General features: G+C 48.9%; 22 protein-coding genes. 11 read left to right on the forward strand and 11 right to left on the reverse strand.

Annotated elements, in window-relative coordinates; translation table 11 throughout:
- Nucleotides 1-58 precede the first annotated feature (58 nt).
- Nucleotides 59-346 carry a hypothetical protein gene (locus METLU_RS0113385; protein ID WP_027158655.1) on the reverse strand — a complete coding sequence of 96 codons (288 nt, stop codon included), beginning with the start codon at nt 344-346 and terminating at the stop codon, nt 59-61.
- 138 nt (nt 347-484) lie between these two features.
- On the opposite strand from METLU_RS0113385, the gene METLU_RS0113390 reads away from it, so the two are divergent.
- The 3 genes from METLU_RS0113390 to METLU_RS0113400 are packed head-to-tail and all read left to right on the forward strand — an operon-like array spanning nt 485 to nt 3,921.
- Complete coding sequence (locus tag METLU_RS0113390; RefSeq protein WP_027158656.1) at nt 485-2,596, forward strand: AsmA family protein; 2,112 nt, start codon at nt 485-487, stop codon at nt 2,594-2,596.
- 1 nt (nt 2,597) lies between these two features.
- A complete protein-coding gene (gene mutY, locus METLU_RS0113395; protein ID WP_027158657.1) occupies nt 2,598-3,656 on the forward strand; it encodes an A/G-specific adenine glycosylase in 1,059 nt (352 codons plus the stop codon).
- Complete coding sequence (locus METLU_RS0113400) at nt 3,649-3,921, forward strand: oxidative damage protection protein (protein WP_027158658.1); 273 nt, start codon at nt 3,649-3,651, stop codon at nt 3,919-3,921. The genes mutY and METLU_RS0113400 overlap by 8 nt, the downstream gene beginning before the upstream one ends.
- A 66-nt stretch (nt 3,922-3,987) precedes the next feature.
- Here METLU_RS0113400 and rho read toward each other — a convergent pair whose 3' ends face one another.
- Entirely contained in the window at nt 3,988-5,244 is a 1,257-nt protein-coding gene (gene rho / locus METLU_RS0113405) for a transcription termination factor Rho (protein WP_027158659.1), read from the reverse strand.
- A gap of 179 nt (nt 5,245-5,423) precedes the next feature.
- Complete coding sequence (gene trxA, locus METLU_RS0113410; protein WP_027158660.1) at nt 5,424-5,750, reverse strand: thioredoxin TrxA; 327 nt, start codon at nt 5,748-5,750, stop codon at nt 5,424-5,426.
- 100 nt (nt 5,751-5,850) lie between these two features.
- Between trxA and rhlB the strand changes: the two genes are divergently transcribed.
- On the forward strand, nt 5,851-7,134 hold the full coding sequence (rhlB, locus tag METLU_RS0113415; protein ID WP_027158661.1) for an ATP-dependent RNA helicase RhlB: 1,284 nt from the start codon (nt 5,851-5,853) through the stop codon (nt 7,132-7,134).
- Here the strand turns inward: rhlB and yrfG are convergent.
- The gene (gene yrfG, locus METLU_RS0113420) at nt 7,097-7,753 is read right to left on the reverse strand and encodes a GMP/IMP nucleotidase (RefSeq protein ID WP_027158662.1); all 657 of its coding nucleotides are present in this window, start codon (nt 7,751-7,753) and stop codon (nt 7,097-7,099) included. The two genes, rhlB and yrfG, sit on opposite strands and share 38 nt — an antisense overlap.
- Nucleotides 7,754-7,800: 47 nt before the next feature.
- Here yrfG and nudE point away from each other — a divergent pair, with 47 nt between their 5' ends.
- Nucleotides 7,801-8,349 carry an ADP compounds hydrolase NudE gene (nudE, locus tag METLU_RS0113425; RefSeq protein WP_027158663.1) on the forward strand — a complete coding sequence of 183 codons (549 nt, stop codon included), beginning with the start codon at nt 7,801-7,803 and terminating at the stop codon, nt 8,347-8,349.
- On the opposite strand, the gene METLU_RS0113430 is transcribed toward nudE, so the two are convergent.
- From METLU_RS0113430 to METLU_RS0113455, 6 genes are read right to left on the reverse strand one after another with little or no spacing between them, the layout of a single operon-like run.
- Nucleotides 8,350-10,053: a BatD family protein gene (locus tag METLU_RS0113430; RefSeq protein ID WP_051300275.1), complete on the reverse strand. Its 1,704-nt coding sequence runs from the start codon at nt 10,051-10,053 to the stop codon at nt 8,350-8,352.
- A gap of 55 nt (nt 10,054-10,108) precedes the next feature.
- Nucleotides 10,109-11,914 carry a vWA domain-containing protein gene (locus METLU_RS0113435; RefSeq protein WP_027158665.1) on the reverse strand — a complete coding sequence of 602 codons (1,806 nt, stop codon included), beginning with the start codon at nt 11,912-11,914 and terminating at the stop codon, nt 10,109-10,111.
- Nucleotides 11,911-12,891 carry a vWA domain-containing protein gene (locus METLU_RS0113440; protein WP_027158666.1) on the reverse strand — a complete coding sequence of 327 codons (981 nt, stop codon included), beginning with the start codon at nt 12,889-12,891 and terminating at the stop codon, nt 11,911-11,913. Before METLU_RS0113440 ends, METLU_RS0113435 begins: the two co-directional genes overlap by 4 nt.
- On the reverse strand, nt 12,888-13,358 hold the full coding sequence (locus METLU_RS0113445) for a DUF4381 domain-containing protein (RefSeq protein ID WP_027158667.1): 471 nt from the start codon (nt 13,356-13,358) through the stop codon (nt 12,888-12,890). Before METLU_RS0113445 ends, METLU_RS0113440 begins: the two co-directional genes overlap by 4 nt.
- Complete coding sequence (locus tag METLU_RS0113450; RefSeq protein ID WP_027158668.1) at nt 13,359-14,312, reverse strand: DUF58 domain-containing protein; 954 nt, start codon at nt 14,310-14,312, stop codon at nt 13,359-13,361.
- A complete protein-coding gene (locus METLU_RS0113455) occupies nt 14,312-15,304 on the reverse strand; it encodes an AAA family ATPase (protein ID WP_027158669.1) in 993 nt (330 codons plus the stop codon). The genes METLU_RS0113450 and METLU_RS0113455 overlap by 1 nt, the downstream gene beginning before the upstream one ends.
- 402 nt (nt 15,305-15,706) lie before the next feature.
- Here METLU_RS0113455 and METLU_RS0113460 point away from each other — a divergent pair, with 402 nt between their 5' ends.
- From METLU_RS0113460 to METLU_RS0113485, 6 genes are all read left to right on the forward strand, one after another.
- A complete protein-coding gene (locus METLU_RS0113460) occupies nt 15,707-17,047 on the forward strand; it encodes a POT family MFS transporter (protein WP_027158670.1) in 1,341 nt (446 codons plus the stop codon).
- Nucleotides 17,031-17,678 carry a DUF4124 domain-containing protein gene (locus tag METLU_RS0113465; RefSeq protein WP_331271271.1) on the forward strand — a complete coding sequence of 216 codons (648 nt, stop codon included), beginning with the start codon at nt 17,031-17,033 and terminating at the stop codon, nt 17,676-17,678. Before METLU_RS0113460 ends, METLU_RS0113465 begins: the two co-directional genes overlap by 17 nt.
- Nucleotides 17,679-17,685: 7 nt before the next feature.
- Entirely contained in the window at nt 17,686-18,516 is an 831-nt protein-coding gene (locus tag METLU_RS0113470; protein WP_027158672.1) for an SDR family oxidoreductase, read from the forward strand.
- A gap of 3 nt (nt 18,517-18,519) precedes the next feature.
- The gene (locus METLU_RS0113475) at nt 18,520-18,711 is read left to right on the forward strand and encodes a CPXCG motif-containing cysteine-rich protein (protein WP_027158673.1); all 192 of its coding nucleotides are present in this window, start codon (nt 18,520-18,522) and stop codon (nt 18,709-18,711) included.
- 156 nt (nt 18,712-18,867) lie between these two features.
- Nucleotides 18,868-19,251, forward strand: coding sequence for a hypothetical protein (locus tag METLU_RS0113480; RefSeq protein ID WP_027158674.1), 384 nt, complete (start codon nt 18,868-18,870; stop codon nt 19,249-19,251).
- A gap of 243 nt (nt 19,252-19,494) precedes the next feature.
- Nucleotides 19,495-19,881 carry a hypothetical protein gene (locus METLU_RS0113485; protein ID WP_027158675.1) on the forward strand — a complete coding sequence of 129 codons (387 nt, stop codon included), beginning with the start codon at nt 19,495-19,497 and terminating at the stop codon, nt 19,879-19,881.
- 420 nt (nt 19,882-20,301) lie between these two features.
- Here METLU_RS0113485 and METLU_RS27950 read toward each other — a convergent pair whose 3' ends face one another.
- Nucleotides 20,302-20,766, reverse strand: a complete 465-nt coding sequence (locus METLU_RS27950) for a hypothetical protein (protein ID WP_155920556.1) — start codon at nt 20,764-20,766, stop codon at nt 20,302-20,304.
- Nucleotides 20,767-21,041: the final 275 nt, after the last annotated feature.

Below are 21,041 nucleotides of genomic sequence, written 5' to 3' on the forward strand. Positions count from 1 at the left end.
GGCTAATTCGTCTTATATCGGCGCATTGTATAAACACAATGCGCCTTTTTTGTGCCTGTTAGTTTTTTTGAGTCGCCGCATCGGCCAATAATTTTTTTCTAATTAGAAATGCAGCGAAGACGCCTACAATGGCCGGTATCTGTGTCAGCAGAAACGTACCCGTCGCGCTTTTGGCAACCAGCCCTGACAGCAGATTAACGACGGACAATTTAACGACCCACCAGGCAATCCAGTACCCCATCAGTCCTATGACAGCCCATTTGACAGGCTGCTCACCATTTTCTCTGGCCGTTAAAAAAAACCAAACAAGTACCGCAATTCCGGCTAATTTAGCTAATAGTAACATCTTCCCACCTCAATTTAGTTATTATGACTAACATGATCATATCTGATGCGGCTAGAATTTAACCCATAGCCGCACTCAATCTGACAATCATATTCCATAATAGATCATCATTACATCTTTTTAATACAGGAGAAAATTGTGGGAAAGCCGCTTAAAATCATCCTTTCGATACTTGCAGCACTGGCTTTACTGATCATAGTTGTCATAAGCGCTTTATTCATTTTTATTGATCCCAATGATTTCAAACCTGAAATACAGGCCGCTGTTAAAGACAAGATCGGTCGGGAACTTACGCTGGAAGGTGATTTAAAATTATCGGTTTTCCCGTGGCTGGGTATTTCAACGGGCAAAATGACGCTGAGTAATGCAAAAGGCTTCCAACCCAAACCCTTTGCCGAAATTGAAGAAAGCGATATCAACGTCAAATTGCTGCCGCTGTTATCGAAAGAGATCGAAGTCGATCGCATCGTTTTAAAAGGACTGACCGTCAACTTGGCCAAGAACAAACAGGGAGTCAACAACTGGCATGACCTGACCGATACAAAACCTGAGCCTCCTGCCGCTGACAGCGGTGCACAAGATACTCAACCAACGGACGAAGCACAAACGCTGTTGTCTATTGGCGGCATTACCATAGAAAATGCCCGCGTTGACTGGGACAACCAAAAAAGCGGAAAACACCTGGAAATAAAAGACGTCGATCTTAATACGGATAAGATTGTTTTTGACAAGCCTTTCTCTGTTAATCTGGCTCTGACCGTTTTAAATGCCCAGGCTAACCTGACTGAATCGATCAAACTGACCACCGATTTAACTGTTAACGATAAACTCGATAACTTCCGATTAGCTGACGTCAATCTACAGACCACGACGGCGGGCGAAAAAGTTCCGGGCAAATCCCTGACAGCGGCCTTAACGGCAACCGATGTGTTGCTTAACTTGGCCAAGCAGGACCTCAAGATCTCAACATTACGGGTTGAATCAGGCGCTTTAAAAGTTGCCGCCGACATAACCGGCACCCGGATTAAAGACCAGCCCTTATTCCAGGGGCCTGTTACGGTCGCCCAGTTCAATCCGGTACAGGTCATGAAGCAACTGGCGATAACGCCGCCGACCATGCGCGATGTCAATGCCCTCACCCGCCTAGCCATGAATTTCAGCCTGCAGGCCACTGACGACTCGGCCGACCTGCAAAATCTGGTTATTAAACTGGATGATACGACTATAAAAGGCTCGGCCGGCGTCAACAACTTCAGTCAACCGGCGATCGCTTTCAATTTGACTGCCGATGCGGTCGATATCGATCGCTATCTGGCGCCTGAAAAAGAAACCGATAAAAAATCCAAACCCATAGCCAGCCCGGCAGTCACCACGGCGGCCGCCGCTTCCTTATTACCTGTTGAAACCTTGCGGAAACTGAACGCCAACGGTGAGCTGACATTGCATAAAATGAAGATCAACAACCTGAACATGCAGGACATCCATCTAAAACTCAGCGCCAAAAACGGCATTGTGACCACGCAACAGAACGTGAATCAGTTCTATCAAGGCAGCTATTCCGGTAACCTGAACATGGATGTACGCAATAGTCAGCCTGTGCTGGCCGTAAATGAAAAAATCAACCGCGTTCAAGTTGAGCCCTTGTTAAAAGATTACAAAGGCGAAGCCCGAATGCGCGGCGTCGTCAATGCTTCGGCCCAACTGAAGGCGCAAGGCAATAACAAGGACGAAATTAAATCCTCGCTTAATGGTCAATTGAGCTTCCTGTTCAAAGATAGCGTCATCCTAGGTTTTAATTTGCAGAAAATCATCGACAACAGCAAAGCCCTGATCAAGGGCGCGCCTTTACCGACTGACAACAAGCATGACCAAACGCTGTTTTCGGAAATCACCGGCACGGCAATCGTCAACAACGGCGTGCTTAGCAACAATGACCTTGTCGCTCAATCCTCGAAATTGCGTGTCAACGGCAAGGGCAATGCCAATCTTAATACCGAGACACTGGATTATAAAATCAACGCCATGCTGCTGAAGTCGCCCGATGCCAATACCGGACAGCAAGCCGAGAAAATGACGGTCGCCATTAATGTTGGCGGCACGTTCAGCAAGCCCTCTTACACAATCGATCCTTCATCTTTATTGACTGAAAAAAACAAGGCCAAAATCGAAGAGAAAAAGCAGAAGCTACTGGACAAACTCGACAAAAAATTAGGCCCCGGCGCCAGCGATCTGTTAAAGCGCATTTTCTGATATGACCCCATCAGTTTTCCAACAAAATATCCTCGACTGGTTTGACCAGCACGGGCGAAAAGATCTGCCCTGGCAGAAAGACATTACGCCTTATCGCGTCTGGCTTTCCGAAACGATGCTGCAACAGACTCAGGTTGCGACCGTGATCGCCTATTTCAACGTCTTTACCGAAAAATTCCCTGACATAGAAAGTCTGGCGCAAGCATCTATCGATGACGTGCTGCATCTCTGGTCTGGATTGGGCTATTACGCTCGCGCCCGCAACCTGCATAAAACGGCACAGCTGATTGTTGAGAAAGGCCGTTTTCCTGATACGCTAGATGAGCTTGTCGCACTGCCCGGCATAGGCTTATCGACAGCCGGCGCCATACTGAGCATCGCTTTCAAAAAAAGCCATCCTATCCTGGACGGCAATGTAAAAAGAGTATTGGCACGATTCAAAGCCGTGCCCGGCTGGCCCGGCAACAGCAACGTCAATAAGGAACTGTGGCTGCTCAGCGCTCATTATACGCCCACAGCCCAGGCCGCGGACTACACACAGGCCATGATGGATCTGGGTGCTACCATTTGTACGCGCAGCAAGCCCGCTTGTCATGCCTGCCCGCTTAAGGACAATTGCCTGGCCAGAATGACCGATAATATCGCCGCCTTCCCGGCACCGAAACCCGCCAAATCCTTGCCGGTCAAACAACGGGTGTTTTTATTGCTGCGTAATAACCTTAACCAGGTATTGCTGGAGAAAAGACCGCCTGCCGGTATCTGGGGAGGCTTGTGGAGTTTGCCTGAATTTGACAGTATTGATATGGCAACCGCCTGGTGTTTGGCGAGAAACATGCCCATCATTAGCCAAAAACTAATGACAATGCGGCGTCACACCTTTTCCCATTATCATCTGGATTTCACACCGCTTATTATTCAAACCAATAACCCTATCAATATTGTGATGGAAGCCAATCAAACTGTCTGGTATAAAGCGGAACAAATTCACAACTTGGGGATAGCGGCGCCGATCAAGCTGCTATTGCAACAGCAATCCACTATCGAGGACAACGATGACTAGACTGGTTAAGTGCGTTAAATTGGGAATAGAAGCCGAAGGTTTAGATGCGCCACCTTTTCCAGGGCCTAAAGGTCAGGAAATATTTGAAAAAGTATCTAAACAGGCCTGGCAGCAATGGTTAAGTAAACAAACCATGCTGATCAACGAATATAAACTGGCCAGCTTCGACCCGAAAGCCAGAGCCTTTTTAGCAGAAGAAAGAAGGAAGTTTCTGTTTGAGGGCAATACCGACATGCCTGAAGGCTACGTGCCGCCCAAGTCCTGATTAAGAGCCTATCAAATGTGTAACACGAACAATGTTGCACATTTGATGTATCTGTTCCCGCCTGAATCAACGCTTCATTGATTCAAAAAATTCAGCGTTAGTCTTGAAATCCTTCAGTTTGCCTACCAGAAATTCCGAAGCAGCTGTTTCATCCATCGGCTGCAGGATTTTGCGCAGGATCCAGGTTTTCTGCAAGCTTTCCGGGTCAACCAGATATTCTTCACGACGCGTGCCTGAACGGTTGATATTGATGGCCGGATAAATACGTTTTTCCGCGATCTTGCGGTCCAGGTGCAGTTCCATGTTGCCGGTGCCTTTGAACTCCTCATAGATCACCTCGTCCATTCGGGAGCCGGTATCAACCAGCGCCGTGGCTATAATCGTCAAACTGCCGCCTTCCTCGATGTTGCGCGCCGCACCGAAAAAGCGTTTTGGTTTTTCCAACGCGTTCGCATCGACACCACCGGTCAATATCTTTCCAGAAGACGGAACCACGGTGTTATAAGCTCTGGCCAGCCGCGTAATCGAGTCTAACAAAATGACTACATCGTATTTATGCTCGACCAGACGGCGCGCTTTCTCGATCACCATCTCCGCGACCTGTACGTGGCGGGTTGCCGGTTCATCGAAGGTGCTCGAAATAACTTCACCGCGCACGCAACGCTCCATTTCCGTGACCTCTTCAGGACGTTCATCGATCAGCAATACGATCAGATAGCACTCGGGATTCTTTTCAGCGATGGATTGCGCCAGACTTTGCAGGATCATGGTCTTGCCGGCTTTCGGCGGTGATACGATCAGACCACGCTGGCCTTTGCCGATAGGCGCGATTAAATCGATAATGCGTCCGGTTAAGTCTTCACTAGTGCCATTGCCTTTTTCCAGAACAAACCGTTGATTGGCAAATAAAGGGGTCAGGTTGGAGAAGTGGATTTTGTTTTTGGTGTTTTCGGGGGATTCAAAATTGATCTGTTCGACTTTGAGCATTGCAAAATAACGCTCATTGTCTTTAGGCGGCCTGATCTTACCGCTGATCGTATCGCCTGTCTTTAATGCAAAGCGCCTGATTTGGCTGGGCGAGACATAAATATCGTCGGGACCCGCTAAATAGGAACATCCCGGAGTACGTAAAAAACCAAAACCATCCTGCAGAATCTCCAGAACGCCATCGCCATAGATATCCTCACCGCCTTTTGCCTGCTTTTTCAGGATAGCAAATATCAAATCCTGTTTACGGGTTCTGGCAACGTTTTCAATTCCCAGCGACTCGGCTATTTCAATAACTTCACTGATTTGTTTTAGTTTTAACTCGGTTAGATTCATAAAAGATGACTCAAGGGTATACGGTGTGGACCGTAACTAAGCAAGATAGGATTAGATTTTAGGGATGTAGTTTATCGGGCGATATGTCTGAGAGCGCCTGATGCGGCACCCGATAAGTATAACTTAAATACCCAGACCCGTCCAAGCTTTTTGTGACGGGCTGAGCCAAGGTTTCTTCTTTATATATTGCTGTCAATAAAGGCGGCAAGTTGCGATTTTGTCAATGCGCCTACTTTAGTGGCTTCCACTTCGCCTTTTTTAAACAGCATCAATGTTGGAATACCGCGTACGCCATAGTGTTGCGGAGTTAATGGGTTTTCGTCGATATTCAGTTTAACAACTGCTAACTTATCTTGGTAATCCTTGGCAATTTCATCCAGAATCGGTGCTATCATTTTACATGGCCCGCACCATTCAGCCCAATAATCAACCAGCACAGGACCGTCCGCTTTAATAACAGTTTCGTTAAAATCACTATCATTTACATGAAGGACTAAGTCGCTCACACTATTTCTCCAAAATTTAAAAGTTAAGACTATAGGAGGGATGGCGTTATTTTGTCAATCAATTTCAGCCGACAGGTTTTTTACGTTATGCTATTGTTCTATGAACAAGACACATTTAACAAATACCCGCTTCAGCAATCTGGAATTATCTGACTCCATTTTGCAAGGTCTGAAAGAGGCCGGCTTCAATCACTGCACGCCAATACAGGACAAAGCTCTGCCTTTACTGCTGCGAGACAAGGATATCGCAGGCCAGGCGCAAACCGGAACCGGCAAAACCGCCACATTCTTGCTGGCCACCTTTCAGCGCCTGATCAATGACGCCAGTGAAAAAATCAAAAATCCCAGAGCCATCATTCTGGCGCCGACACGCGAACTGGCCATTCAGATTCATAAAGATGCGCAACTGTTGGGCAGACATCTCAATCTCAAGCTGGCGCTCATCTATGGCGGCACCGATTATCAGAAACAGCTCGATAGCCTGAAGGCGAGTGTCGATATTATTATCGGCACGCCCGGCCGCATCATCGATTTTTACAAGCAAAATGCCTTTACGCTGGACAATGTGCAGGTTTCCGTCATGGACGAGGCCGACCGCATGTTCGATCTGGGCTTTATTAAAGACATACGCTACCTGCTGCGGCGCATGCCGGCACCCGAGAAGCGCTTGAACATGCTGTTTTCGGCGACTTTATCGTATAAAGTGACTGAGCTCGCTTACGAGCATATGAACAATCCGATCCTGATACGCATTGAGACCGAGGAAGTCACATCCAAGGCCATACAGCAAAGCGCGTTTTGTCCGTCCAATGAGCAAAAAATCCCGCTGTTGCTGGGCATTTTGAACAAACATCAGCCGCAACGCAGCATTATTTTCGTCAATACCAAGCGCTGCGCCGAGCAGCTGAATGATTACCTTAATGCCAACGGCTACAAAACCGCAGCCCTAAGCGGCGATGTACCTCAGGAAAAACGCCAGCGTCTGCTCAATGATTTTCAGGAAAACAGAATCACGCTGCTGATTGCGACCGACGTCGCAGCCCGGGGCCTGCATATTGCAGATGTCTCGCACGTTTTCAATTACGATCTGCCGCAGGATGTCGAGGATTATGTGCACCGGATCGGCCGGACCGCACGCTTTGGCGCCAGCGGTGAGGCAATCAGCTTTATTTGCGAGGAATACGCCTATTCCATGCCCGATATCGAAGCTTATATAGGCCAGAAAGTGCCAATCAAACCGATTACTGCCGACCTGTTAGCTGCCGAGGTCATTAAACCCGAGCGAAAAAGCAGAGCGCCGGCGCAGGAAAAACGTCCCGATCAAAAACGGCCGCGCCCGCGTCGGCCTAAAGCCCGGCCATCAGCTCCCGAAAATCCTCAATAGCAGGAAAATCGATTATTTCCTTTTTAGGCAGTTGCGTATCGGGCCTGCTGACCGAAATCAGGTGTTCTATCCCGAACTGCCTGGCTGAGTTCAAAACCGCCAGGCTGTCATCTATCAACAGCGTATTGTGTTTTTCAAACGGTTGCAGCCTCTGCAGCAGGTGCCAGAATTCGGCATGTTCCTTGGGGAAGCCCAGCGTATGGGAACTGATGATGTCATCGAAAAACCGGTGCAGGCAGGTTTTTTCCATTTTAAGACCCAAGCTGTCCTTGTGCGCATTCGTGACCAGTAAGACCTTGCGCGGAGACTGATGTACTTTTTCCAGAAATTCGACGACATGCGGCAATACCGCGATCAGCCCCGCTATTTCGGCTTTCAATCCGGCGATATTGAGTTCTAGCGCCTCGCTCCAGTAATCAAGGCAATACCACTCCAACCGACCTTCCATACTTTTGAAACGCGGCTCCAGCAACTGCTTAGCCTCCACAATTGCTATACCCTGCTTTTCAGCGAATTTCAGCGGCACGAATTCCTTCCAGAAATGATTATCGAAATTCAAATCCAGCAACGTGCCGTCCATATCCAGCAGTACCGTGTCAATTTTGTTCCAATCGATCATAAGAGTGCGTTATATTTACAAAAATCATTTCAGTTAAACATACAAAAATGGCCCAAAAACCAACCATTCTCAATAAGACCATTATCGCGAAAAGCCGTTTATTTCGTATTGAATCACTGGATCTTCAATTCAGCAACGGCGTGCAGCGCAATTATGAACGTCTGGCCCGGGGCAAATCCGGCGGTGCCGTGCTGATCGTGCCCATGCTCGATGCCGACACCGTATTATTGATCCGGGAATACCTGGCTGGCGTCGACCGTTACGAGCTGGGCTTGCCGAAAGGCAAAACCGATGCCGGCGAATCGTTTCTCGAGGCAGCCAACCGGGAGCTTAAGGAGGAAGTCGGCTTCGGCGCCAGAAATCTGCACCATTTAAGCTCTTTTTCTGTCGCCCCTTCTTATCTGGAACATATGACCGAAATCATCATCGCCCAGGACTTGTACGCCGAAAAACTGCCCGGCGACGAACCTGAAGAGCTGGAAGTCATTCCCTGGAAGTTGAAGGACATCAATGCTTTGTTGGCTACAGGCGAATGCACGGAGGCGCGCTCAATTGCAGCCTTATTCATGGCGCTGGAATATTTCAAAGCGCAGTAATCACAAGCGATATAGCGGTTCCAAACCGGAATCCGACGTTTGTGCGATTCTCTCCCGGGCTTTATTTTCACTGAACGCCTGGAACAGTCTTTTCCCTTGCCACTGACGGGCATCCCTGCCATACAGCACCTGATTCAACAGCTGAATTTCATCCCTTAACCGGGCATCACAACAGAATGCGATAGCGCCGAGATTCGTGGCATCAAATTTTTGCCGCCCCCAATCCAGCAGGGCCTCCTTGGCGGCCACGGCATCATCATCGCTACAGGCCTGCTTTAATCTTTTAATGCTGTCATTCAAATTTACTTCAGCAGCGGCCGCTTGCGGTACGGGCTTCTGGGCTCGCCGCCTGGAAAGAAAATAAATCAGCGTCGCCAGCCAGCCCACCGCCAAAAATCCTGAAACCCCTAGCCAGATATTGGTTTGCCGAGCCTGTCCGGGCAGTGACAATTCAACCGTTTCAGGCCTTGCCGCTGCATCAACCGGCGCCTTGGCCGGGACCGGAGCGGCTGCCTCGCCTGCCGCTGCGACAGCATGAATCGTTGTTTCCGGAATCGTGGCGATTTCCATTTGCTGAGTCCCGGTATTAAACCAGGGCACTTCGATGGCCGGCAGTTTATAGCCGCCCTCCTTCGACGGAATCAAGGCTATTTTTTCTTCTCTGAGGGCAATCACGCCGTCACCATTTTTCTGTTCCTTAAGCACCGGCTGGTCAGGATAGCTTTTTAACTGATCCTGCGTTTTGGCGGTGCTTAGCTCAGGCAACTGGCTGACTGTGGTGCCTTTTGCCAATAGCTTCAAGGTTCGCGTCAGCGGTTCCCCGACTTTCATGTGTTCGATATCGCCCGACCATTCCTGATTTAATTGCAGTTGTTCGGCCGGCAGCCAATGCTGTCCCGTAAAAGACGATGCGGCCGGCTTTACATCCAGCGCTACGGTTCGGGAAGCGACGCGCCGGGTTTTGGTCATACGGGGATTAAAGAAACCACCGAAGCTCGGGCGAGTCGCTGTCACGACCTGCGCCGTCAATTCCAGAGGCTTGATGGTCATGCGGCCGCTTTTTTGCGGAAAAATCGCATACTTGCGTTCGGTCACCCAATAATCCGCGCCATTGATCTGCATGCTGTAATTGCTATCATCGCCGAGTTTTTCAATGACGGCATCGGCCAGTTCCGGCTCATTCAAACTGGCCTGCGAAATTTCGACCTTGCGATACAAACGCATGGTATAGAGAACCTGGGATTGCACATAAGGGTCTTCAGGAGACGCCTCAACTTCCATAAATAAGTCGCTATCGACAGGCAGATCCTTATTGGCCGCGACTTCGGTTACCTGCACAGTTGCTGTCTGACTCACATCATCGCCAAATTGTACGGCCGGCACGGTCAGATTACCGGCATGTTTGGCCATGACTTGCAGCACCCACTGAATGGTTTTGCTGGATGTGCCGTTGATCCATGACGAGTGGGTGCTCTGACTCTGTCCCAATATCTCGAAATCCTGTTCGAGCGGCGTGAAATCAGGATCATCATCCGGCGAGTCGGTGGCCGTATACGTGATCTGAAAGGATTCATTAAGATTGACCGAACTGCGGTCTACCGCAACATTGATTTCTGCCGCCGAAAGCCACGGCGCATTCAAGAGCAATAGAAAAAGCAGCGTCGCTTGGCATGAAGTGGCTGTTAACAATTTCAGTAATCTCATGTTCATTATCACGTATTTGAAGGGTGTGGCGGTACAATTGCTCCGGTCATGCTGTTTACCAGGCGGCATCCGAACCCGACCGGGCCTTGCTGTCTGATTGCTGTTCCCTCTGGCCGTATTGGTACAAAAATTTGCGTTTCAAAAGTCCTGCCGGGTCGTCAGGAATCCGATTGAGCCATTGTTCATTGGCCTGTGTCGTTTCGTCCTTGGTTTCAGCCGGAGGCTGCTCTGCCTGTTGAGCGGCTTGTTGCTGCGCATCATCCTTGTGCTGTTGACCTGGCTGCTGGCTCTTTTCGGCGTCCTGTTTTTCTTGCTCGGACTTGCTTTGTTGTTGCTGATCTTTCGGCTGCTGCTGTTTGTCCGACGGTTGTTGATCGGATTCATTATTCTGTTTTTGCTGATCGCCGGATTGATCCGATTGATCGCCATCTTTTTGCTGCTGCGAATTATCCTTGGACTGCTGCTGATTATCGTCTTTTTGCTGCTGTTGATCCTGTTTCTGTTTTTCCAGAGCTTTTTCGACGATCTCCTTGTTATATTGAGCGTCTTTATCGTTGGGATTGATTTTCAACGCCTGATCGTAAGCTTTTAAAGCCTCTGCCAACTTCCCTGCCTTCGCTAGTGCGTTGCCCTGATTGTAAAAACTGTCGGCCGTGCCGGTATTGTCCAGGCTCGCCAGCGCTTCGTTATACTGACCGGCCTTATAGTGAGCCGCCGCTTTCCAGTCCTGATTTTCAAACAGTTGCGCGGCTTTTCCATAGTCGCCTTGTTGAAACGCCTGCTGCGCCCGCTGGTCTTTTGTGCGCCATAAATCCTGCCAATCCAGAGCATAGCTGTTTTTCGGCAGCGGCAATAACAGCAACAAGGCCGCGCATAGCAAACCTTTTCTGAACGTCAGCGCCGCCAGCGGCAAAACCAGCAATAAAATCCAGGGGCCTGTGTCCTGCCACTGATTCAGTAAGCCATCCTTTTTCTCGGCTCCCTGTTGCCGTACGGGCTTGTCCAAAGCCGCCAGCAAGGCATCAATGTCGCTGTCGTCGGCGGTTATCGATTGGAATATGCCGTGCCCTGTCTGCGCCAGTTTTGTCAATTCATCGGCATTTAGTTTGGTGACCACGATATCATCCTGTTCGTCTTTTAAAAAGCCGCCGTCCGGCAGCGCGATCGGCGCCCCCTCGGCGGTTCCGACGCCCAATATCGACAGTTGATAACTGCCCAGTGATTTTACCGTCGGCAGGGTTTCATCGACATCGACGCCATCGGTCACGAGCAATAACTGGCCTTTCTGAAGACCGGCCTGTTTGAACAGCTCCAGTGCTTTTTCCAGAACCACGGCCGTATTGCTGCCCTGGCTGGGCATGATGTTGGTGTTTAACGCTTCGAGTTGGCTGGCTATGGTTTCGGTATCATCGGTCAGCGGCGTTACCGTAAAGGCATCGCCGGCATAAACCAGCAACGCAGTCTGGCCGTCTTTTCGCTGTTTCAGAATATCGGCAATTTTATAGCGCGCGCGCGTCAGGCGGCTCGGTTTGATATCGGCCGCATCCATGGACAAGGAAAGGTCCAGAGCGATGACCAGTGCCGAGTCATTACGAAAGACCGGCGCCGGTTGTCGTTCCCAGGTCGGGCCTGTCAGCGCGATGATCGCCAGAAAAGCGGCAACGGCACCTGCCGTCAGCGGCCAGCGGCTTTGCCCGACTGCCTTTTCCTGTAGGAGATAAGGCAAAAGGGCCGCGTCGCAGACTGCCGACCAGTTGCCTTGCCTGAGTTTGCTCCTCAGCATTAAAACCAGCAGCACGCCATACGGTATCAAGGCCAGCAGCCAATAGGGTCTGATGAAGTGAAATTCAGCTAGATTCATGACAACCTCACGCGGGACAGTGCAATCACGGCCGCCAGCAACAGCGCGCCCGCCAGCGGCCAATAGTACAGTTCGCTTCTGGGCCTGAAGTATTGTTTGTCTTTTTCCGCCGGCTCCAGTTGATCCAGCAACTGATAGATGTTGTTGAGCTCATCGGTATTTCTGGCCCGAAAATAAACGCCACCGGTTTTTTCAGCGATGGCCGTCAGGGTTTTCTCATCGAGATCCTGGGACGGATTGACTTTCTGGGCGCCGAAAAAGCTGCGCACGAGCATTTCATCGGCGCCGATGCCGATCGTGTAGATTTTTAACTGGTTTTCGGCAGCCAGTTCGGCCGCTTTCAGCGGCGATACTTCGCCGGCGGTGTTCGCGCCGTCCGTCATCAGGATCAGAACCCGGCTGTTGACCTCTTGATTCTTGAGGCGTTTGACAGCCAGACCGATTGCATCGCCGATCGCGGTATTGTCGCCGGCCAGGCCGATCGCCGACTCATCCAGCAAGGTCATGACCGTTTTTCTGTCGAAAGTCAAGGGCGTCTGCAGATAGGCCTGCGTGCCGAACAGAATCAATCCCAGCCGGTCGCCCACGCGCCGGTTGATGAAATCGCCGGCCACCCATTTGGTCGCCGTCAACCGGTCCACGGCCTGCTTGTTGATGACAAAATCCTCGACTTCCATGCTGCCCGATAAATCCACGGCCAGCATCAGATCACGGCCGCTGACAGCCTGCTCGATCGGATCGCCCAGCCATTGCGGCCGGGTGCAGGCTGCGATCAGTAAAATCCAAGCGATGGCCGCCGCCAGGAACGGCCATCGCCTGGTTTGGGAAACAATGTGCGTATCGCCCTCGGAAAAATCGTCCAGAAAAGGGACTTTTAAAGCGGCCTGTTCGACGGGTTTATGCGCAGGCAGCAGCCAGCGGATCAGTAAAGGCAATGGTAAAAGGCTGAGCAGCCAGGGCCATTCGAAGTGAATCATTTTTTTGCCTGGGCTTTAAGCCAGTCTTCGCACAGACTGATTAATGGTGGAATTTCCTCATCGGCCAGCTGCGTTTTTCGGTAAGGCGCATCGCTCAAATGCCGGCCAATCCCTTCGCTGAAAGGCGAACCTGTGACCGAGCAGTCCAGATAAGCCAGCCATGCCTGGCCTGTCAGGCCGGCCGCTTGCGTTCTGGGCGATACGCTGATCGCGACGCGCCGGATCAGTACGGAAAGCTCGGTCACTTTTCCGTGGTTGTCGAGCCTCTTGTCCTGTTTGATTTGCGCCAGTATTTTTTTCGCGGTTTTGATGGCGGTCTTGCGAGTCAGACGCTTGTATAGCCAGACAAGCAAAACGATCAGTAAGGGCGCCGATATGGCTATGAGCCACCAGCCGATAGCCGGGGGCCACCAGCCGATGGCTTCCGGCATATGGATGTCTTTTAAGGGAAGTTGAGCCGGTTCCATTTATCTATGCCCCAACAAATATCTTAAACGATGCACCGGATCATCATCGGTACTGCATTGCATGAAAGCCAGCCTTCTGCTTCGGGCCAGCTGAGCCAGGCGCTGCTGGCGCAGGGCGAAGCGTTGCTGATACTGCAAAGCCGCGCTGGAATCGGCGTCCACGATTACATCGCGCACATCATCGGTAAACCGGTAGCGGCCTTTGGCGGGCAGCGCGCTTTCCAGCGGGTCATGGACCATGACCAGGACCACGTCGCAGTGTTGCGACAGTTTTAACAGGTGCGTTTCGGCTTTGTCATTCAACCCGCGAAAATCGCTGATGATGTAAACGCGACTGCCGGGACGGGCATGTTGCGTCAAGCGCGCCAGCACGTGTTCCAGCGTACTGGTAGAGGCGACAGTATCCGCCTCATTGACTGGGCGACTGAAGTCGCCCCCGCAGACGATGGCATTGAGAAACCGCAAAACCGCATGCTTGCCGTTTTGCGGCTTCAATTCGCGGCAGGCCGTATCGGAAAATATCTGGCCACCGATCCGGTCGCCTTGATGCTGCGCCGTCCAGGCCAGCAGGCCTGCCAGCTTGGCTGCCAGGACCGACTTGAAGACGCCGCGCGTCGCGAAATGCATGGCGGCCCGGTTATCGACGGAAATGAATATCGGCCGCTCGCGTTCCTCGCGGAACAGCTTGGTATGGGGCTTGCCGGTGCGGGCCGTCACGCGCCAGTCGATGCTGCGAATATCGTCGCCGGGCTGGTAAAGCCTCGCTTCGTCAAATTCCATGCCCCGGCCCTTGAAGCGCGAGACATAGCCGCCGCTCTGTGCCGAGCGTATCGCGGCATGTTGCAGGTTCAAGCTGGCCGCGGGTTTGGCAAGATCGATCAAGGTTTTGAGCGATACTGAAACCAGCTCGTCGGATGATTGTCGGGCATTGTTTGCCCGTTTACTGAAAAACATCAAGGTACGGCAATTCTGGCAATGAGCTCTCTGATGAAATGATCGGTCGTGATGCCTTCGGCCTCGGCTTCGTAAGACAGTATCAGGCGATGGCGCAGGACATCGAATGCCATGTCCTGAATGTCTTCGGGGCTGACAAAGTCGCGCTGCACCAGCCAGGCTTTGGCCCTGGCACAACGGTCCAGCGCAATGCTGGCTCTGGGGCTCGCGCCGTATTGCAGCCATCCGGCCAGATCCTTGCCGTAAGCGCCGGGATTGCGCGTCGCCAGCACGATTTGCAGCAAATAGTCTTCAAGGCTGTCAGCCATATAGAGATCCAGCACTTCGTTGCGGGCATCGAATAAGGTCTTTTGGTCGACAGGTTCAAATTTGGCGCCGTCTTTTACTGAAGTCAGCCTTGCTTCGGTTCGGGCCAGCTGCAGGATGCTTTTTTCGTGCTCCGGTTTCGGATAATCGATTTTGACATGCAGTAAAAAACGATCCAGTTGCGCTTCGGGCAACGGATAAGTGCCTTCCTGTTCGATAGGATTTTGCGTTGCCATGACCATGAACAGTTGCGGCAGGGGATAAGTCGCTTGGCCGACTGTTATCTGGCGCTCGGCCATGGCTTCCAGTAGCGCAGCCTGCACTTTGGCCGGCGAACGGTTGATTTCATCGGCCAGGATCAGGTTATGAAATAAAGGCCCTTTTTGAAACTCGAAACTGCCCTGCTGGGGACGATAGATTTCGGTACCGGTTAAGTCGGCCGGCAGCAGGTCCGGTGTGAACTGCACGCGATGAAAGTCACCTTGAATGCCTTTGCTCAAGATATTGATTGCTCTCGTTTTGGCAAGGCCCGGCGCTCCTTCAACCAGAATATGGCCATCAGCCAACAAGCCGATCAGCATTCTTTCAACAAGCACATTCTGGCCGATAATTTCTTGATTAATATAGGTTTTCAGTCTTAATAACGACGATTGACTGGTACTTTTATTGCTGTTTTGTTCCGACATAGTCCAATTGTATGTTTTAGATCCATGGCTTGGAGGGCATTAAGCCGCGCCAACAAAAATTAATAACCGAAGCTGAAGGTTATCCCCTTATAAACAATCTTTTTGTGAAAAAGTTCCTTATTATTTTATACAGATATTTCGACTGGCGGCATAGAGTAACTTCTGTATATAACGATGAGTTACCTGTGGATTACGGTGTGCACAATCTCAACAGCCAAGTTATCCACAAGCTGCGCACAGAATGTGGATAACATTAACCGCAAATTAGTATCTACTTCAAGCTGTTGATATTAAATAATAAATAACACTTATCAACAGGTCTTGTCGGCGTAATAGTAACAATAGGTTTTTAAATATTTTATTTTGTTATGATTACAGTCGAGAAAATAAACGGTCATCGTCATGGATATCTATAAAACCAAACCGGGTTCATCTGATACGCTGCCAACCGGCATCCCTTACATCGTCGGCAATGAAGCGGCCGAACGCTTCAGCTATTATGGGATGCGGGCCATTCTGGTAATTTTTATGACTCAGTATCTGGTGGACTCAGCGGGTCGGCCCGATGTCATGTCTGAAAATGAAGCCCAGGGCTATTTCCATTTATTTGTCTCGGCTGTGTATTTAATGCCGCTGTTCGGAGCTTTACTGGCTGACAGCTTGCTAGGCAAATACCGCACGATTATTTATTTATCGCTGATTTATTGCCTGGGGCATTTTGCCCTGGCGGTTGACGATACACGCATCGGTTTGCTGATCGGGCAGGGGCTGATCGCTATTGGTGCAGGGGGCATAAAACCTTGTGTTTCCGCAAATGTCGGCGATCAGTTTGGTGTGAATAACCGGCATTTAGTCGGTAAGGTCTTCAGCTGGTTTTATTTTTCCATCAACCTGGGCGCGTTCGCTGCTATGCTGGTTATTCCATGGCTGCTGCATCATTATGGTTCCTCGGTGGCCTTTGCCGCTCCCGGTTTTTTAATGCTGCTGGCCACGCTTACGTTCTGGTCGGGCCGTTACCGCTATGTGCATGTGCCGCCGGCCGGCATGGCATTTATCAGAGAGATGTTCAGCACTGTCGGCTTGACGACGCTAAAAAAGTTGGCGTCTGTTTACGCTTTTATTGCTATATTCTGGGCTTTATTCGAACAGATCGGCTCATCCTGGATATTGCAGGCGCAAAAAATGGACCTGATAGTTTTTGGAGTTGAACTGTTGCCATCGCAAATTCAGGCAGCCAATCCGCTACTGATCATGGTGCTGACGCCGTTGTTTTCGTATGGGATTTACCCGTTTATAAACCGGTTTATTGAATTGACGGCACTGAGAAAAATGGTGATCGGTTTGTTCCTGACCGCGCTGGCTTTCGCCATTGCCGGTTTCATACAAATTGATATCGATAATGGTTTGGCTCCGTCTATTATCTGGCAACTGCCGGCATATTTGCTGCTGACGTCAGCCGAAGTCATGGTTTCGGTGACCTGTCTTGAGTTCTCTTACACTCAAGCGCCCAAGACTATGAAGTCATTTATCATGGCGTTTTATTTTCTGTCGGTAGCTGCCGGCAATCTGTTGACCAGCGCCGTCAATTTTTTGATCCAAAATGCCGATGGTTCCAGCAAACTGGCCGGTGCGGATTATTTCTGGTTTTTTGCCGGCTTAATGTTGGTTACTGCTGTGCTGTTTTTGTTTTCGAGCCGTTACTACACTGAGCAGTCCTATTGGCAGGATGAGCAAAGTTCCTGATATCACCTATAATCTTTCAATCTTACTTTTATACATAAACATATTGGGGAGTGCGATGCGATTTACACTGGTTTTTCTGGGAATCCTTTTTTCCGCCCATGCGTCTGCCGGCGTTTATAAATGTACGGGTGCCGATGGTAAAACGGCTTATCAATCAAAGCCATGTGTAGAAGGACAACGTAATATCGAGCTGAATGTTAAAACCGGCGGCTCAACTGATTTGGATGAACAACAAAAACAACAGCTGGAACAGCAGAAAAAACTTGATCAAGACAAGCTTGAACAAGAGAGGTTGAAACAAAGACAGGCGCAGTTAAAACTGGCAGCCGCCAATGAAAGTGCCAAAAATCAGTTTCTAATCAAGAATAATCCAAAGAAGTTTTCAGCTTATGCAATTCCCCCTTATCAGCTTGATCAACTGCCTGATGTGGTTAAAAATCACCAGAATCGTTTGCCGGATATTGAGCGTTTCAGAAGGCAGGCGGCAGAGCAGGCTCTAGCGACCGGGACGTGCAGCCGCGTTGAAGCATCGGAACTCAATGCAAGAAGCACCCAGGATGCGCTGGTCTTTTTGATCAATTGCAGCAGCGGCAAAAGTTTTTATTTTACCGAACAGGAATTAACCAGATAACTGCCCTATGAATCCATCAAAAACCATATTGATCACGGGCTGCTCTAGCGGCATCGGTTATGTCACGGCCATCGAATTAAGAAAGCGCGGTCATAACGTCATAGCTTCGGCAAGAAAGCCTGAAGATGTCGCCAGATTAAGCAGGGAAGGATTTACCGCCGTACAGCTGGATCTGGCCGACAGCGACAGCATCCGCCAGGCGGTTCGACAAGTGGTTGCATTAACGGATGGAAACATTGATGCGCTGTTTAATAACGGGGCATTCGGACAGCCCGGCGCTGTTGAGGATTTAAGCCGCGATGTGCTGCGCTTCCAGTTTGAAACCAATCTGTTCGGCACCCATGAGCTGACTAGTCTGCTGATTCCCGTTATGCGCCAGCAGGGCCATGGCCGCATTATTTACAATAGCTCAGTGTTGGGATTCGTCGCAATGACTTACCGCGGCGCTTACAACGCCAGCAAATTCGCGCTGGAAGGCCTGGCCGATACATTACGGCTCGAACTCCATGGCAGCAATATTCATATTTCGCTGATTGAGCCCGGTCCGATCTTGAGCGATTTCAGAAAAAACGCATTCGAGCTATACAAGAAAAATATTGATCCGACTCGCAGTGTCCATAAGGAAATCTACAAAAGTATGGAAGTACGCCTGCAGAAAGAGGGCGCTGCCGCGCCATTTACTTTGCCCCCTGAGGCCGTCGCCGAAAAAGTCGTTCATGCGCTGGAAGCCAAGCGGCCTAAACTGCGTTATTACGTCACTTTCCCGACTTATTTGTTCGGTTTTCTTAAACGCATGCTGCCCGTGTCATGGATGGATGGGCTGCTGCGAAAGGCGTGAAATATGCACGGCTTGAAAGAAGTCGACGTGATCTGTCCTTATTGCGGTCAATCCATTGATATTATTGTGGATACTACTTTGGACGCACAGGAATATTACGAGGATTGCCCAGTTTGTTGCGCGCCTATTTTATTTTTATTGTCTGTCGATGAAACCGGAGAAATCTATCTCGATCTTAAAAGGGATGATGAGTAATATTCATTCTCATTCAGTTTTAAATTTTTTCTGTGCTAAAATGCCGCGCTCTGCGTAGCCATTATTAATTTGAATTCTTGCTTTCCCGCATAAACTCTCATTTTAATCGTTATGTCTGAACACTATAAATAACAATATCTGAGGTTTACTAGCCAAATGAAAGCATTAAAAAAAATCGCGGTTTCTTTATTTGTAGCCATTTCCCTGGCTTCAGCTTCCACAGCTTTTGCTAAAAATCCTACAGGCGAAGAAGTGAAAGTGGCTATCGATGACACTGTTGCTAAAGTAGAAGAATCTATTGCCGCCATCGAAAAAGGCGCCGACAACGAAGCCGTTATGTCATTGATTAATGACGCGCGCCAACTGCAAAAAAATATTTCCAACAATGAACTGGATTTAAAACGCAATAAAGCCAGTTCCAAATTAAAAGCAGCACGTATTGAAGCCAGCAAAAATGAAATGCAGGCCTCTGAACAGTTGTTGAAAGAAGCTTTAGCCGGCTTTCAAGAAATAAAGGAAATATACGCTAAAACTCACTAATGCCTATCAGGTCGGATTTGATTATTTATAATTGAATCTGGCCTTTCTATAATTAGCAGCAGCTTTATTTTTTTAAGGCTCTAAATTTCCCCACCTAATCTAATCTTTTTCGGTCGCCTTAACGATTGAAAATCTCCAAAATGTGTTAGAATTATCGCCGGTAGATAACTCTTAACCATGCAAATCGCTAGTTATACTGCCGATATAACTCGAAATAACTACAACTTGTGGGATTAGTGCAATATGAAAATCTTAAAAAAAGTCTTACTGTCTTTATTGATTGCAGCCTCAATGGGAGCTGTTTCAACTTCAGCTGTTGCGGAAGGAGATAAAGGCAGAATCGTGTACGCGCCTGCTGACGCGATTAATATGACTCTGGATAAAATCAAAGCTGCAATTGATGCAATCAAAAACGGCTCAGAAGGCGCGGCTGTTGCTGAATTGATTAAAGAAGCATCAGATACAAGCAAAGAAATCAATGCTAATGATAAAGTAGACGTAGCACGCTCAAAAGCGAACAACAAGCTGAAAAGTGCACGCAATCATGCTAAAAACAATTCTTTGCAAGAAGCAGAGCAAGAATTGCAAAATGCTGAAAAAGCTTTCAACGATCTGAAAGGATTGCTGTAAGAACATCAAGCTATATCAGGACAACTTTCAGAGTCCTGATATAGCTGCTCCTTTTCCCCGACATACTTCCTTAATTTCTGATTATTTTCCCCGCGTTAGGGAAAGTAAAAATATCAACCACATCAATAAATTAAGTTATTGAAAATGTAAAAATGGTGTAAAAGCCTCTATTTCATTTTCAAAAACAAATTTTATCACCATTAATAACCGGCCAATTGCAGCTGTAGTGATTTCGTCTGATAGCGGTTGCTAAATTCAAGTTGCTGCTTAACCAAATCAGACTTCAGCCATTTATTTTTGAACGGATACAGCCGAATGCCTCGAAGCATCAGTTAATAGGCATGCCATGTCCATGTCATAGCTTAGGCAGGTTACTGGATAACCCCATGCTATCCTGAACAGTTTATGTGGATAGAAAATCTATCTTTCTTCTGTGTTTTGATTAGAAATCTGATCCATTGCTTCTAAATCAGTCGGTGACGTTTTATCAATTGAACTCTTCCTGCACATCTTGGCGACAAACTCCATTTTTTGTTGAATCTCATGGGGTGGAAGTGTGCCCGTGCTTTGAACTTTCTGAAGCAGCTTAAAATCTTCATAACTCAGACGGCCGTACATATGCTTACTGGCACAGCTACAGTAGGCCATGATTAAATTTTCTGGCACACCGTAATTTTGGATGGAAACTCGTTGACTGTGATAACAACTCGCATAAATTGATTGCACAAGTTCCTTTTCAAACTCACTTGTGCCAGCTAAAGTGTGAGGTTCATCGAACGCTGGTGTACTAGCGTAGTCTCTATAAGAGTATCTACCATATTCTTCTCCTGAGGCAATAAGGGGATGGCATTGCAGACTTACCAGGGCCAAAGCTGATATTGTCAAGCATTGCCGGATTCTAAATGGCCTCTTATATCTGTTAGCGAGATGCAAGGCTCCAGTTAACACACCGCAAGATAGTAAATATACAATCATAATTCCAGGCATGGTTTAAATAAGGTGCAACAGGATCAAGAATAAAATAATGTTTTTTAGAGCTTGAAGTGGCAAAATCTAAAAATCATTTTATATCAGTATAGCTTATATACTTCGCATGAAACCGTGACCGATATTGAGATTTCTCTCTCGGCTCGGGTCCAAGTCGAGGAAAAGAGGATTTA

The organism is Methylobacter luteus IMV-B-3098 (genome assembly GCF_000427625.1).
In the GTDB taxonomy this organism is placed as follows: Bacteria; Pseudomonadota; Gammaproteobacteria; order Methylococcales; family Methylomonadaceae; genus Methylobacter; species Methylobacter luteus.

Coding starts and splice junctions, on each gene's coding strand:
- METLU_RS0113385 (WP_027158655.1), bottom strand. CDS start 346: ATGTTACTATTAGCTAAATTAGCCGGAATTGCGGTACTTGTTTGGTTT.
- mutY (WP_027158657.1), top strand. CDS start 2,598: ATGACCCCATCAGTTTTCCAACAAAATATCCTCGACTGGTTTGACCAG.
- METLU_RS0113400 (WP_027158658.1), top strand. CDS start 3,649: ATGACTAGACTGGTTAAGTGCGTTAAATTGGGAATAGAAGCCGAAGGT.
- rho (WP_027158659.1), bottom strand. CDS start 5,244: ATGAATCTAACCGAGTTAAAACTAAAACAAATCAGTGAAGTTATTGAA.
- rhlB (WP_027158661.1), top strand. CDS start 5,851: ATGAACAAGACACATTTAACAAATACCCGCTTCAGCAATCTGGAATTA.
- yrfG (WP_027158662.1), bottom strand. CDS start 7,753: ATGATCGATTGGAACAAAATTGACACGGTACTGCTGGATATGGACGGC.
- nudE (WP_027158663.1), top strand. CDS start 7,801: ATGGCCCAAAAACCAACCATTCTCAATAAGACCATTATCGCGAAAAGC.
- METLU_RS0113430 (WP_051300275.1), bottom strand. CDS start 10,053: ATGAGATTACTGAAATTGTTAACAGCCACTTCATGCCAAGCGACGCTG.
- METLU_RS0113435 (WP_027158665.1), bottom strand. CDS start 11,914: ATGAATCTAGCTGAATTTCACTTCATCAGACCCTATTGGCTGCTGGCC.
- METLU_RS0113440 (WP_027158666.1), bottom strand. CDS start 12,891: ATGATTCACTTCGAATGGCCCTGGCTGCTCAGCCTTTTACCATTGCCT.
- METLU_RS0113445 (WP_027158667.1), bottom strand. CDS start 13,358: ATGGAACCGGCTCAACTTCCCTTAAAAGACATCCATATGCCGGAAGCC.
- METLU_RS0113450 (WP_027158668.1), bottom strand. CDS start 14,312: ATGTTTTTCAGTAAACGGGCAAACAATGCCCGACAATCATCCGACGAG.
- METLU_RS0113455 (WP_027158669.1), bottom strand. CDS start 15,304: ATGTCGGAACAAAACAGCAATAAAAGTACCAGTCAATCGTCGTTATTA.
- METLU_RS0113460 (WP_027158670.1), top strand. CDS start 15,707: ATGGATATCTATAAAACCAAACCGGGTTCATCTGATACGCTGCCAACC.
- METLU_RS0113465 (WP_331271271.1), top strand. CDS start 17,031: ATGAGCAAAGTTCCTGATATCACCTATAATCTTTCAATCTTACTTTTA.
- METLU_RS0113470 (WP_027158672.1), top strand. CDS start 17,686: ATGAATCCATCAAAAACCATATTGATCACGGGCTGCTCTAGCGGCATC.
- METLU_RS0113475 (WP_027158673.1), top strand. CDS start 18,520: ATGCACGGCTTGAAAGAAGTCGACGTGATCTGTCCTTATTGCGGTCAA.
- METLU_RS0113480 (WP_027158674.1), top strand. CDS start 18,868: ATGAAAGCATTAAAAAAAATCGCGGTTTCTTTATTTGTAGCCATTTCC.
- METLU_RS0113485 (WP_027158675.1), top strand. CDS start 19,495: ATGAAAATCTTAAAAAAAGTCTTACTGTCTTTATTGATTGCAGCCTCA.